Source organism: Variovorax boronicumulans, assembly GCF_029892485.1.
Classification (GTDB): domain Bacteria; phylum Pseudomonadota; class Gammaproteobacteria; order Burkholderiales; family Burkholderiaceae_C; genus Variovorax; species Variovorax boronicumulans_B.
The window spans coordinates 127,490-140,791 of the sequence record NZ_JARXVG010000002.1 but is presented as its reverse complement, the minus strand read 5'-3'; the positions used below and the strand labels follow the sequence as shown (position 1 = coordinate 140,791).

Annotated in this window: 14 protein-coding genes; 4 read left to right on the top strand and 10 right to left on the bottom strand. The window is 65.8% G+C overall.

The features are described from left to right. Position 1 precedes the first annotated feature (1 nt). The 3 genes from M2282_RS05820 to M2282_RS05810 form a co-directional block, all read right to left on the bottom strand. Positions 2-730: a MerR family transcriptional regulator gene (locus M2282_RS05820; protein ID WP_280807838.1), complete on the bottom strand. Its 729-nt coding sequence runs from the start codon at positions 728-730 to the stop codon at positions 2-4. Between the two features lie 73 nt (positions 731-803). After that, entirely contained in the window at positions 804-1,172 is a 369-nt protein-coding gene (locus M2282_RS05815) for a nuclear transport factor 2 family protein (RefSeq protein ID WP_280807837.1), read from the bottom strand. 1 nt (position 1,173) lies between these two features. Next, positions 1,174-3,687 carry a sodium-translocating pyrophosphatase gene (locus M2282_RS05810; RefSeq protein ID WP_280807836.1) on the bottom strand — a complete coding sequence of 838 codons (2,514 nt, stop codon included), beginning with the start codon at positions 3,685-3,687 and terminating at the stop codon, positions 1,174-1,176. A gap of 254 nt (positions 3,688-3,941) precedes the next feature. On the opposite strand from M2282_RS05810, the gene ppa reads away from it, so the two are divergent. Continuing rightward, on the top strand, positions 3,942-4,469 hold the full coding sequence (gene ppa / locus M2282_RS05805) for an inorganic diphosphatase (RefSeq protein ID WP_280807835.1): 528 nt from the start codon (positions 3,942-3,944) through the stop codon (positions 4,467-4,469). A gap of 82 nt (positions 4,470-4,551) precedes the next feature. Here ppa and M2282_RS05800 read toward each other — a convergent pair whose 3' ends face one another. Then, a complete protein-coding gene (locus tag M2282_RS05800) occupies positions 4,552-5,706 on the bottom strand; it encodes a GNAT family N-acetyltransferase (RefSeq protein ID WP_280807834.1) in 1,155 nt (384 codons plus the stop codon). Positions 5,707-5,724: 18 nt separating this feature from the next. Between M2282_RS05800 and M2282_RS05795 the strand changes: the two genes are divergently transcribed. Together M2282_RS05795 and M2282_RS05790 are read left to right on the top strand one after the other, a co-directional pair. Further along, positions 5,725-7,422: an NAD+ synthase gene (locus M2282_RS05795; protein WP_280807833.1), complete on the top strand. Its 1,698-nt coding sequence runs from the start codon at positions 5,725-5,727 to the stop codon at positions 7,420-7,422. After that, positions 7,419-7,757, top strand: a complete 339-nt coding sequence (locus M2282_RS05790) for a P-II family nitrogen regulator (protein WP_013540975.1) — start codon at positions 7,419-7,421, stop codon at positions 7,755-7,757. Before M2282_RS05795 ends, M2282_RS05790 begins: the two co-directional genes overlap by 4 nt. A gap of 46 nt (positions 7,758-7,803) precedes the next feature. Here the strand turns inward: M2282_RS05790 and M2282_RS05785 are convergent, their stop codons facing one another. From M2282_RS05785 to M2282_RS05760, 6 genes are read right to left on the bottom strand one after another with little or no spacing between them, the layout of a single operon-like run. Then, positions 7,804-8,394 (bottom strand): TIGR00730 family Rossman fold protein, encoded by a 591-nt coding sequence (locus M2282_RS05785; protein WP_280807832.1) that lies wholly within the window; start codon positions 8,392-8,394, stop codon positions 7,804-7,806. A 24-nt stretch (positions 8,395-8,418) separates the two neighbouring features. After that, complete coding sequence (locus M2282_RS05780; protein ID WP_280807831.1) at positions 8,419-8,826, bottom strand: diacylglycerol kinase; 408 nt, start codon at positions 8,824-8,826, stop codon at positions 8,419-8,421. Then, on the bottom strand, positions 8,823-9,383 hold the full coding sequence (locus tag M2282_RS05775; protein ID WP_280807830.1) for an RDD family protein: 561 nt from the start codon (positions 9,381-9,383) through the stop codon (positions 8,823-8,825). The genes M2282_RS05780 and M2282_RS05775 overlap by 4 nt, the downstream gene beginning before the upstream one ends. 13 nt (positions 9,384-9,396) lie before the next feature. After that, entirely contained in the window at positions 9,397-10,191 is a 795-nt protein-coding gene (locus M2282_RS05770; RefSeq protein WP_280807829.1) for a DUF3106 domain-containing protein, read from the bottom strand. Positions 10,192-10,247: 56 nt separating this feature from the next. After that, complete coding sequence (locus M2282_RS05765; RefSeq protein WP_280807828.1) at positions 10,248-10,670, bottom strand: DUF3619 family protein; 423 nt, start codon at positions 10,668-10,670, stop codon at positions 10,248-10,250. Beyond that, positions 10,667-11,233 carry an RNA polymerase sigma factor gene (locus tag M2282_RS05760; protein WP_280807827.1) on the bottom strand — a complete coding sequence of 189 codons (567 nt, stop codon included), beginning with the start codon at positions 11,231-11,233 and terminating at the stop codon, positions 10,667-10,669. Before M2282_RS05760 ends, M2282_RS05765 begins: the two co-directional genes overlap by 4 nt. Positions 11,234-11,517: 284 nt before the next feature. Between M2282_RS05760 and M2282_RS05755 the strand changes: the two genes are divergently transcribed. Then, positions 11,518-13,302 (top strand): acetolactate synthase 3 catalytic subunit, encoded by a 1,785-nt coding sequence (locus M2282_RS05755; RefSeq protein ID WP_280807826.1) that lies wholly within the window; start codon positions 11,518-11,520, stop codon positions 13,300-13,302.

Below are 13,302 nucleotides of genomic sequence, written 5' to 3'. Positions count from 1 at the left end.
TTCAGGTGGTCTTGCGCAGCAGGGCGTCGAGTTCCTGCTGCAGGATCACGGGAAACGCGGCCTGCACTGCACCGGTGGCCAGCGGCCGCGCCTTTTCGAGCAGTTGCGCCGCGCGTTCGGCATGGCCGCTCTCGCCCGACAACAGGCCGTCGGCCAGCGTGCGCAGCCAATGGCGCGCCACCGTGCGCAGCGTGCGGGCCATGGTCTCCTGCATGCCGATGACCGCTTCGAGCGGCAGCCCGAGCGCGGCGAGTTCTTCGGCGATCTGCCCGAGCGCGGGGCTGAGCATCTGCACCTGGCCGTCGGGCAGTTCGCGCATGAGGCCGGCCTTGGTGGCACGGGCGAGCAGGGCGGGCGTCATCTGGCCTTTCCACTTGGCCGCGAGCGCCTGGGCGGGCACGACCACCGGCGTTTCCTCGGCGAAGAGGCTGCCCGAGACCGAGCGCGCCACGGCCAGGAGTTCGGGCCATGCCGAGGCCGGTGCGCGCCCGAAGATGCGGCGGATCGCCTCGATGCCGAAGCCCTGGTCGCGCAGTGCGCGGATGAGCGTCAGGCGCTGCACATGCTCGTCGCCGTAGAGGCCGAGGCGTCCCTTGAGACGGGGAGGCGGCAACAGCCCGGCGGTGGTGTATGCGCGGATGTTGCGCACCGTGACTTCCGTGCGCGTGGCCACCACCTCGATGGAGAGGTCCTGGACAGCGGCAGGAGGGGGCACGGCGGAAACATTCATGTGACAGAGTTTATGTTACATCGAAAATGTTGCATAACTCCTGTAGCCGGTAGCGCGGAACTCAGCGCATGCTTCAGCCCGGCTTCTTCTGTGCCGGGTCGTAGAAGAACTGCTCTTCGGCGATGCGCTCGCCTTCCCAGCGCTGCCAGGCGATCTCTTCCATGCGCATCTTGCTGCCGCCCTTGAAGGCGAACTCGAAGATCCAGTGAATCGCCACATGGTCGCCATTCACCAGCACGGGCCGCACGCAGGTGGAGGTGACCGATTCGGTGCGGGCGAGCACGGCGCTTTCCTGCGCGACCAGCGTGCTGCGCCCCCGCCGCGGCTCGGCCTGGTTCTCGCGCATGGTGGCGTCTTCGGTGTAGTAGTCCTCGATGACCTGCGCATGCGCGCCGCCTTCTACAGCGGCGATGAAGGCTTCGAGCCGTGCGGGCGTGGGCATCTCAGGACTTCACCTTGACTTCGACGCGGCGCGCCTCCGAAGGCGGTCCGTCGGCTTGCGACTGCTCGGGCTTGGCCAGCTCGATCTTGTCTTCGGGCGCACCCGCGGCCTTGAGCGCATCGCTCACGGCCATGGCGCGCTGCTTGGCCAGCTCGGCATTCTTGGCCGGGTCGCCGCTCGCATCGTGGTAGCCGCTCACGAGCACGGTGCTGCCGCTCTGCACCGCCTTGATGACATCGGCCAGCGCCTCCTTGGCGTTAGGCGCGACTTCGGAACTGGCGCTCGCGAAGTAGAACTTCACCACGCCGTTCTCGACCTTCACCGCAGCGGCTTCGACCGCAGCCACCGCACCCGAGGCAACGGCCGCAGCCGGCGTCGCCGGTGCCGTGGCTGCAGGCGCCGTCACGGCGGTCGGCGTCTCGACCTTGGCGGGCACCGCCGCCGCCGCATCGCCGGCGTGGAACTTCACCACCAGCGGCACGATGAGCAGCGCCACGATGTTGATGATCTTGATCAGCGGATTCACGGCCGGGCCGGCGGTGTCCTTGTAGGGGTCGCCGACGGTGTCGCCGGTGACGGCCGCCTTGTGCGCCTCGGAGCCCTTGCCGCCGTGGTGGCCGTCCTCGATGTACTTCTTGGCGTTGTCCCAGGCGCCGCCGCCCGTGCACATCGAGATGGCGACGAACAGGCCCGTGACGATCGTGCCCATCAGGAGGCCGCCCAGTGCCTTCGGCCCGAGCACGAGGCCCACGACGATCGGCACCACCACCGGCAGCAGCGACGGGATCATCATTTCCTTGATGGCCGCGCCGGTCAGCATGCTCACGGCCTTGCCGTATTCGGGCTTGCCGGTGCCTTCCATGATCCCGGGGATATCGCGGAACTGGCGGCGCACTTCTTCAACCACCGCACCGGCTGCGCGGCCCACGGCTTCCATCGCCATCGCGCCGAAGAGATACGGAATCAGCCCGCCGATGAAGAGGCCCACGATCACCATCGGGTCGCTCAGGTTGAAGCTGATGTTCAGCCCGAAGCTCTCCAGTTTGTGGGTGTAGTCGGCAAAGAGCACCAGCGAGGCAAGGCCGGCCGAGCCGATCGCGTAGCCCTTGGTCACGGCTTTCGTCGTATTGCCGACCGCGTCGAGCGGGTCGGTCACGGCGCGCACGCTGGCAGGCAGGTCGCTCATCTCGGCAATGCCGCCGGCGTTGTCGGTGATGGGGCCGTAGGCGTCGAGCGCAACGACGATGCCCGCCATGCTCAGCATGGACGTCGCGGCGACCGCGATGCCGAACAGGCCGGCCAGCGAGTACGAAGCCAGGATCGCGATGCACACGAAGATCACCGGCCAGGCGGTCGAGCGCATCGAGACGCCCAGGCCCGCAATGATGTTCGTGCCGTGACCCGTGGTCGAAGCCTGCGCGATGTGCTGCACAGGCTTGTATTGCGTGCCGGTGTAGTACTCGGTGACCCACACCAGCGCAGCGGTGAGTGCAAGGCCCACGAAGCAGGCGCCGAAGAGCTTCAGCTGGCTGCCGCTCGCGGCGATGGCGTTGTCCGGAATGATCCAGGCCGTGACGAACCAGAACGCGATCAGCGACAGGATGCCCGCGACCGCCAGGCCCTTGTAGAGCGCCGGCATCACGTTGACCATGCCCGGCGACGCCTTCACGAAGAAGCAGCCGATGATCGACGCGATGATCGACACGCCGCCCAGCGCGAGCGGGTACAGCACCGCATTGCCGGGCGCCGTGGTGACCATCAGCGCGCCGAGCACCATGGTGGCGATCAGCGTCACCGCGTAGGTCTCGAACAGGTCGGCCGCCATGCCGGCGCAGTCGCCCACGTTGTCGCCCACGTTGTCGGCGATCACCGCGGGGTTGCGCGGATCGTCTTCAGGAATGCCGGCCTCGACCTTGCCCACCAGGTCGGCGCCGACGTCGGCGCCCTTGGTGAAGATGCCGCCGCCCAGCCGCGCAAAGATGGAGATCAGCGAGGAGCCAAAGGCAAAACCGATCAGCGGGTTGAGGATCGCCGCGAGGGTGTGGTCTGCCTTGGGCGCGCTGCCGGCGAGGAACCAGTAGAAGCCGGTCACGCCCAGCAGGCCCAGCCCGACTACCAGCATGCCGGTGATGGCGCCGCCGCGGAATGCGACGTCCAGCGCCGGGCCGATGCCCTTGGTGGCGGCCTGCGCCGTGCGCACGTTGGCGCGCACCGACACGTTCATGCCGATGAAGCCGCAGGCGCCGGAGAGCACCGCGCCGATGATGAAACCGACCGCCGTGGTCAGGTCCAGGAAGAGGGCGATGAGGACCGCCAGGATCACGCCGACCACCGCGATGGTCGTGTACTGCTTGGCGAGGTAGGCCGAGGCGCCGGCCTGGATGGCCGCGGCGATTTCCTGCATCCGGGCGTTGCCCGGGTCCTTGGCGAGAATCCAACTTCGGGCCCAGAAACCGTAGCCGACGGCCACGAGGCCGCAGACGATGGCGAGTATCAGGGGGGTGTTGCCGATCATGCTTTGCTTCTCCATTCGTTCGTTGTGACTTGTGGAGACGGACAGCATGGATCCTGCGCGCAACGCGTACGGGACCCAGGTTTTCCGTCGCGTTGCTTCCTCGAAGCTCGCTGCACCGAGGTGCGGAGCCGATTGGCCAACGGTTGCAATTTACAGGCAAAAACGCGGGCGTGTGCGACCGTGCGGTGACACGGAAAGTAAACTCAGGGTTTGTCCCGGTCTTCCCAATACTTTTCAACTACTCGAAAAACGTCATGTCCTTCGACAAAGTCTCCCCCGGCAAGAACGTCCCCGATGCCTTCAACGTCGTGATCGAAATCCCGATGAACGCCGACCCGATCAAGTACGAAGTCGACAAGGAATCGGGCGCGATCTTCGTGGACCGCTTCATGACGACGGCCATGTACTACCCCGCCAACTACGGCTACGTGCCCCAGACCCTCTCGGGCGACGGCGACCCGGTCGACGTGTTGGTGATCGCGCCGTACCCGCTGCTCCCGGGCGTGGTGGTGCCGTGCCGTCCCCTTGGCATCCTGCTGATGGAGGACGAAGCAGGCGTCGACGGCAAGGTGCTGGCCGTGCCCACCGACAAGGTGCTGCCGATCTACAGCCACTGGAAGTCGGTCGACGACGTGAACCCCATGCGCCTGAAGGCCATCAGCCACTTCTTCGAGCACTACAAGGACCTGGAAGAAGGCAAGTGGGTCAAGGTGCTGGGCTGGGAAGGCATCGACGCGGCCAAGAAGGAAGTCGTCGACGGCATCGCCGCTTACAAGAAGTAATCCAGATCATTCACTTCGCGCCCTCGAGCTCGAAGGGCGAGCGGCGCCGATCGCGCACGCAGGCGCCTTTGAGAGGTGCGTTTCAGGCCGTCTTGAAGGGACTGCGCTCGCCCAGGTGGTCCATGTAGTTCTCGATGCCGGCGCCCTCGCGCTCCAGAAAACGCTCGACCGCATCCGAGAACGCCGGGTGCGCGAGCCAATGGGCGCTGGTGGTCTTGACCGGCATCAGCGCGCGCGCCATCTTGTGCTCGCCCTGTGCGCCGCCTTCGAAGCGCTGGGCGCCGTGCTCGATGCACCAGGCCAGGGGCTGGTAGTAGCAGGCCTCGAAGTGCAGGCAGTCGACGCGATCCAGCGCACCCCAGTAGCGGCCGTAGGCGACGAGCGGTGCGTCCGGCTGCGTGGAGAGGGCGATCAGACTGGCTGCCATGGGCTTGCCGTCGCGCTCTGCGACGAACAGCACCCAGGCCTCGGGCAAGGTGTCGGCCATGCGCTGGAAGAAGTCGCGCGTGAGGTAGGGCGGGTTGCCGTGCTCGCGGTAGGTGCGCTCGTAGCAGCGGTAGAAGAAGTCCCAGTCGGCCTTCGCGATGTCCTTGCCGCGCGACCAGCGAAAGCTCACGCCGGCGTCGGCGACCTTGCGGCGCTCCTGGCGGATCTTCTTGCGTTTGTCGTGGGCGAGGCTGGCGAGGAAGGTGTCGAAATCCGAATACGCGGCATTCGTCCAGTGGAACTGCACCGTGTTGCGCAGCATGAGCCCGGCATCGGTGCATGCGGCAATGTCTTCGTCGGCCCCGAACAGCAGGTGCAGAGACGAAAGTTCTTCCTGCTTGCACCAGGCGACCAGCGCCTGCACCAGCAGTGTGCGGCTCTGCGCATCGCGCGCCAGGAGACGCGTGCCCGGCACCGGCGTGAAGGGCACCGCGACCACGGCCTTGGGGTAGTACGCGAGCCCGTGCTGCTCGTAGGCATTGGCCCAGGCCCAGTCGAAGACGTACTCGCCGTACGAATGGTCCTTGATGTACACCGGGCAGGCGGCTTCGAGCTGCTTGCCGCGCCAGAGCGTGACGAACCGCGCCGTCCATCCGCTCGCGGGCGATGCGCTTTCGCTTTCGTGCAGCGCCGCGAGGTATTCGTGGCGCATGAAAGGCGAGGGCTCGGCCTGAGCCGCGAGCAGCGCGTTCCAGGCTTTGGCGCTCACGTCCGACGGTGACGCCAGAACCCGAATGACATAATCGTTCAAGCCTTTTTCTTCCTTTGTATGACGCTCAAGCTCGCCATCGCGCAACTCAATTTTGTGGTGGGCGACCTCGCCGGCAACGCGAAAAAGATCGTCGATGCCGCACGCGACGCCCATGCGCAAGGCGCGCGCCTGCTGCTGACGCCCGAACTCTCGATTGCCGGCTATGCAGCGGAGGACCTGTTCCTGCGTCCCGCCTTCACCGAAGCCTGTGATGATGCCGTGAAAGGCATTGCCGCTGCGCTGGCCGACCTCAAAGACATGGTCGTGGTGGTGGGGCATCCGACTGGCGGGAGCCTGCGCAGCCGGTCCGTGGAAGTGCAGATGCGCCATAACGCGGCCAGCGCCATCAAGGAAGGCCGCATCCTCCAGACCTATGCCAAGCGCGAGTTGCCGAACTACCAGGTGTTCGACGAGCGACGGTATTTCACGCCGGGGCAGGGCACCTGTGTGTTCGAGGTGGGTGGGGTTTCCGTCGGGCTGCTGATCTGCGAGGACGCGTGGTTCGACCAGCCGGCCGATCTGGCCCGCGAGGCCGGCGCCGAGGTGCTCGCCGTGATCAACGCCTCGCCCTATCACGTGGGCAAGGAGGGTGAGCGCGTTGCGCGCATGGCCGACCGCGCACGCGCCGTGGAGCTGCCGCTGGTCTATGCGCACCTGGTCGGTGGGCAGGACGAAGTGGTGTTCGATGGCGCTTCCTTCGCGCTGCAGGCCGACGGTGCGCTCGTGATACAGGCCGAGAGCTTCCAGGAAAAACTGGTATTTGCGCAGCTGGAGCGCGCACCCCAAGGTGGCATCGGCTTCGTGGCCGAGCCCGGTGCGGTGGTCGCCCCGCGCGACGCCGAAGCGCAGCTCTGGGACGCCCTGGTGCTCGGCGTGCGCGACTACATCGGCAAGAACGGCTTCCCGGGCGCCATCCTGGGGCTCTCGGGCGGCATCGACTCCGCATTGGTGCTCGCCATCGCGGTCGATGCACTCGGTCGGGACAAGGTGCGCGCAGTGATGATGCCTTCGCCTTACACCGCCGACATCAGTTGGATCGATGCACGGGAGGTGGCGGACCGCCTCGGCGTGCGCTACGACGAGATTTCGATCAAGCACACCTTCGAGTCGTTCAGGGGCGCCCTGGCCGGGGAATTCACGGGCCTGCCCGAGGACACCGCCGAGGAGAACATCCAGGCCCGCATCCGCGGCACGCTGCTGATGGCGCTGTCGAACAAGTTCGGCGCCATCGTGCTCACCACGGGCAACAAGAGCGAAATGGCCACCGGCTACTGCACGCTCTACGGCGATATGGCCGGCGGTTTCGCGGTCATCAAGGACCTGCTCAAGACGACGGTGTTCGCGCTCGCGCGCTGGCGCAACGCCCACGACCCGTACGGCACCGGCACCGAGCCAATTCCCGAGCGGATCATCACGCGGCCCCCGAGCGCGGAGCTTCGGCCGGACCAGACCGACCAGGACAGCCTGCCGCCCTACGACATCCTCGATGGAATCCTGGCACGCTACATGCAGGACGACGAGGGCATCGACGAGATCATTGCCGCGGGCTACGAACGCGCGGTGGTCGAGCGGGTTGCGCGGCTCGTCAAGATCAATGAATACAAGCGGCGCCAGGCGCCGGTAGGAATCCGGGTGACCCACCGCAGCTTCGGCAAGGATTGGCGTTACCCTATCACCAGCAAATTCAACGAAACCGCCGGAGCACGAAAACCATGAAGCAGATCACCGCCATCGTCAAACCCTTCAAGCTCGAGGACGTGCGCGAGGCCTTGGCCGAAGTGGGTGTCACCGGCCTGACCGTGACCGAGGTCAAGGGCTTCGGCCGCCAGAAGGGCCACACCGAGCTCTACCGCGGAGCGGAATACGTGGTCGACTTTTTGCCGAAGATGAAGGTCGAAGTCGTCGTCAACGAGGGCGACGTGGAGCGCTGCATCGAGGCCATCGTCAATTCGGCGCGCACCGGGAAGATCGGCGACGGCAAGATCTTCGTCACCGCCGTGGAGCGCATCGTGCGCATCCGGACCGGCGAAGAGAACGAAAACGCCGTCTGAATCAAAAAAGCCCCGTCGACCGGGGCTTTTTCTTTCGAGGCGGGCGTCAGAGGTTTTCCGACAGCCTGTCTTCGCGCGGATGGAGCGGCACTTCGGCGCGCAGCGCCGTGAGCAGTTCGGTCGTATCGGTGCCGGTGCGGATCAGCTGCATCTGCCAGTCGCCCATGAAGCCTTCGCGCACGCTGTGGGCGAGAAAGTCGAGCAGCTTGTCGTAGTAGCCGGCGGTATTGAGAATGCCCGTCGGCTTGTCGTGGTAGCCGAGCTGGCGCCAGGTCCAGATCTCGAACAGTTCCTCGAAGGTGCCAATGCCGCCCGGCAAGGCGATGAAGGCGTCGGCGCGCTCGCCCATCATGGCCTTGCGCTCGTGCATGGTGTCCACCACGTGCAGCTCGTCGCACAGCGTGTTGGCCAGTTCCTTGTCGACCAGGGCCTTGGGAATGATGCCGACGACGCGGCCGCCGGCCAGGCGGGTGGCTTCGGCCACCGTGCCCATCAGGCCGGTGCGGCCACCGCCGTAGACCAGTTGGCCGCCGTGCTGGCCGATCCACTGGCCGACCGCCCTGGCGGCCTCGGAAAACTCGGGGCGCTCGCCGGGGCGCGAGCCGCAATACACACAGATCGAAAATTCAGGATTCATCTCGCCATCATGCCTCGGGACCGCTCATGACACGAAGCGCGCCCACAACGCCGCGGCCCAGATGCCACCGCACAACGTGAGCGACAACAGCACGGCAGCGCTGCCCATGTCCTTGGCGCGCTTGGAGAGGTCGTGCCATTCGGGGCCGATGCGGTCGATGGCGGCCTCGACGGCAGTGTTGAGCAGCTCCACGATCATCACCAGGATGGCGCTGCCGGCGAGCAGCGCCACTTCGACCCAGTTGCGCCCGAGCCAAAAGGCCGCCGGGATCATCACGATCGAGAGGATCGCTTCCTGCCGGAAAGCGGGTTCGCTCCAGCCGGCACGAAGCCCGTGCAGGGAGATCAGGGTGGCATGAAAGACACGCTCGAATCCCTTGCGGGCCTTCTGCGGATTGACGGCGGAATCGGGAAGCTGGTGCGGGGCACTCATCGGCGGCTCATGGGCTTGGAGGTGATGAGCCGTGTACCGGCCCAGGCGTCGTGCCAGAACTGGCGCTCGGGGTGGAAACGTGCCAGAACGGCCCAGACGGCAATCCAGCCGAACAGCAGAACCAGCGTCTCGACGACGGGTACGCCCAGCAGCGGGTGGAGGGCCAGTGGCGGGAGCAGCCAGATCCAGCTCAGCAGGTAGCGTACGAAGGCGCGCGCTTGCGTGACGGGGCGGCCTTGACGGTCGACGATGCGGATGTTCCAGGTTTTCATGCCCAGGGTCTGGCCCTTGGACCAGAACCAGACGAAATACATGCCGAACACCACGAAGAGATAGGCCAGCAGCAGCGGACGGCGTGTCTCATCCACGGCGTTGCGCATCTGGCTCAGCGCGCTGAAGAGCCATCCGGCCGTCATCGCGACCGCGAAAAGGAGCATGCCCTCGTAGAGCCAGCAGGCCATCCGGCGCCAGAGGCCGGGCACAGTCGAAGGCGAAACGCTGGTTGCCGAGGAGGCAGGCTGATCGGGCCCCGAGGCCTCGGGAGAGCTGGAAACCATCGAAACCTTGGTGTCAGGGGGCGGCAGGGGGCGGCTCGCTCGCCGCTGGCGTCGGCGAGGGCGCCGGGACTTGCGCCTCGGCGGGAACTGGCGGCGAGGCAACGTTGACGGGGGCGGGCGCCATCGTGGGAGCTGCGGCGGGCGCGCGCTCCAGCGGCGTTGTCACCAGGACGGCTGCAGAAGCGGCCGGCGGCGTTGGCAGCGGCGCAAGCACGATGCGGGGCGTGTGCTGGCCGGGCGGCGTGACGGTCGGGACCGGCACGAGCTTTTGCGATGAGACGGGGCGCACCGGAATGGCCGCGCCGCGCGGCTTGGCCGGGGCGCGTTCGGCGAGCTTGCGCTTTTCTTCCTCGCTCAAGGCCAGGTATTGCTCCCACTTGGCCTTGCGTTCGTCGGCCGGCACGCGCTTGACCTCGGCGAAGTTCAGGCGCGCCTGGGCCCGCTGCTGGTTGCTCAGGGCGGCCCATTCGATCATGCGGCTGTGCAGGGTGACTTGGTCATCGGGCGACATGTTCGCGAAGTTTCGTGACAGTGCCAGCCACTTCCGCTTTTGCCCCGTGTACATCGTGGTCCAGTGCTGGACCAGCGGCTTCAAGGCCTGCTGCTGCTCCGCGGTGAGTTCGCTCCAGAGCGGCTTGGTCGCCGGGACTGCCTTGGCGCCGGCCGCGGCGGAGTTCGTGGTTCCCGCTTGGCCGGCGGTCGCCTTATTGGCTTCGGACGGCGGCTGGGCGCTGGCGAGCGTCAAGCCGAAGGCTGCGACGGCCAGCGCGCCCGCCCAAACGAATGCGCCCGCCGTGAGCGGGCGCAAGGGACGGGATGTCTTCGCGCGGGAGTTGGAGCGGCGTCGCATTCGGTCGGTAAGGGTCAGTCGGAGGCGCCGTCGGCCTTCAGGAATTGGGCGAAGCCCGGGTCGGTGTAGGCGGCGGGGGGCAGATCGCCGGTGAGGAGGGCGGAGTCGACCTCGGCCAGCTCGCTGGCGCGGTCGTCGTCCTGCATCACGCTGATCGTGATGAGGCCGGCCACGAGGGCGATCAGCGGCACCACCGATCCGATGCGGGTCCACCAGCCGCCGCCCAGCGTGAGCGTGTTGCCGGACTTCATCGCCTCGGGCGCGGTCCGCAACTGCGGCGCTTGCTTGCGCGCGGCCACGGCCTGCGCGCGCGCCACGCGCAGCCGCTCGCCGATGTCGTGCGACAGATCCTGGTTGCCGGCAGATAGCCGGGCAGCCAGACGCCGACCGAACTGATCTTCGGCGGTGATAGAAGAGGTTGGAACCTTAGTGTTCATAGCGATATTCCCTGGGCCTTGAGCGCCTTGCTCAGAGCGTGAACGGCGCGCGAACAATGGGTTTTGACACTGCCTTCGGAGCAGCCCATCGCAGCGGCCGTCTCTGCGACGTCCATTTCCTCCCAGTAACGCATCAGGAAAGCCTCGCGTTGACGGCCCGGCAATGCGGCGATCTGTTCCTCGATCTCGTGGAAGACCTGGGCTCGGCGGGTGGTGTCTTCGGCGCTCTCCGTCTCTCTGGAGTCGGTTGGCGAGACGAAGTTCTCCAGAAGATCGAAATCGCCGTCGTCGTCGATCGATTCGAAATCGCTGAGATTCGAGAACAGTGCGCGCCGGGTTTTCTGGCGGCGGAACCAGTCGAGCGTGCAGTTCGACAGGATGCGCTGGAACAGCATCGGCAACTCGTTGGCCGGCTTGTCGCCATAGTGCTGCGCCAGCTTCATCATGCTGTCCTGCACGATGTCGAGCGCCGCTTCTTCGTCCCGCACGTGGTAGACCGAGCGCTTGAAAGCGCGCCGTTCGACGCTTTTCAGGAAGTCGGAGAGTTCTTGTTCAGTGGCCAAGCGAGAGAGGGCGCGCGAAGGTGCGCCGGGTGGGAAGGGATGTCTAGCGAACGCTTATGTTTTCTGCCGCGGATTATGCCCCGTCGTCTTTACAGGCGACCTGAAGCGAATCTGAACGGCCGGTAGTGTCATAATCCGCGCTGCAAGTCAAAAGGCAAACGGGTCAAGGTCCGGCGGAACATCAGTCCGCTCATGGCCATGGCCTCAAGTCCTGGCGCGACCCCACAAGGGTTGGCAAGGGGCACCCAAGGTTTTTCGTTCCCGAAAAAACACAAAGGTTGATCATGGAAATCTCGAAGGCGGAGCTCATCTCCGCGGCAGCCGCGTCCTCTGGCGCTGGCAACCCAACTCAAGAACTCATGGGCGCTGAAGTGCTGATCAAGGCACTGCAGGCCGAAGGCGTCCAGTACGTCTGGGGCTATCCCGGCGGCGCGGTTCTGTACATCTACGACGCGTTCTACAAGCAGGACACCATCCAGCACGTGCTGGTGCGCCACGAGCAGGCCGCAGTGCACGCAGCCGACGGCTATGCGCGCGCCACTGGCGAAGTCGGCGTGGCGCTGGTCACCTCGGGTCCCGGCCTGACCAATGCGGTCACCGGCATCGCGACGGCGTACATGGACTCGATCCCGATGGTGATCATCTCGGGCCAGGTGCCGACGGCGGCCATCGGCCTGGATGCCTTCCAGGAATGCGACACGGTCGGCATCACCCGCCCCATCGTCAAGCACAACTTCCTCGTCAAGGATCCGAAGGATCTGGCCATGACGATGAAGAAGGCCTTCCACATCGCACGCAGCGGCCGTCCGGGCCCGGTGGTGGTGGACGTGCCCAAGGACGTTTCCTTCAAGAAGACGCCCTATGCCGGCTACCCCGACAAGGTCGAGATGCGCTCGTACAACCCGGTGCGCAAGGGCCACGGCGGGCAGATCCGCAAGGCGCTGCAACTGCTGCTGGCAGCCAAGCGCCCGTACATCTACACCGGTGGCGGCGTGCTGCTGGGCAATGCCTGCAACGAACTGCGCACGCTGGTCGACATGCTCGGCTACCCGGTCACCAACACGCTGATGGGCCTGGGTGCCTATCCGGCGAGCGACCGCAAGTTCCTCGGCATGCTGGGCATGCACGGCACCATCGAAGCCAACAACGCGATGCAGAACTGCGACGTGCTGCTGGCCGTGGGCGCGCGCTTCGACGACCGTGTGATCGGCAACCCCAAGCATTTCGCGACGAACGAACGCAAGATCATCCACGTCGACATCGACCCGTCGAGCATCTCCAAGCGCGTGAAGGTCGACATCCCGATCGTCGGCGACGTGAAGGACGTGCTCACCGAGCTGATCTCGATGATCCGCGAGAGCACCACCAAGCCCGACGCCGGCGCGCTGGCCGACTGGTGGAAGACCATCGAGGCTTGGCGCTCGCGCGACTGCCTCAAGTACGACCGCGGCAACAAGGACGTGATCAAGCCGCAGTACGTGGTCGAGACCCTCTGGAACATGACCAAGGACGCCGATGCGTACATCACGTCGGACGTCGGCCAGCACCAGATGTGGGCCGCCCAGTACTACCGTTTCGACGAGCCGCGCCGCTGGATCAATTCGGGTGGCCTGGGCACCATGGGCGTGGGCATTCCCTACGCCATGGGCATCAAGCTCGCGAAGCCCGATTCGGAAGTGTTCACCATCACCGGCGAAGGCTCGGTGCAGATGTGCATCCAGGAACTCTCCACCTGCCTGCAATACAACACGCCGATCAAGATCTGCTCGCTCAACAACCGCTACCTGGGCATGGTGCGCCAGTGGCAGGAGATCGAATACTCCGGTCGCTACAGCCACAGCTACATGGACGCGCTGCCCAACTTCGTGAAGCTTGCCGAGGCCTATGGCCACGTCGGCATGCTGATCGAGCGTCCACAAGACGTGGAGCCCGCGCTGCGCGAAGCACGCAAGCTCAAGGACCGCACGGTGTTCATGGACTTCCGTACCGACCCCACCGAGAACGTGTTCCCGATGGTGAAGGCCGGCATGGGCATCACCGAGATGCTGTTGGGCTCCGAAGATCTTTAA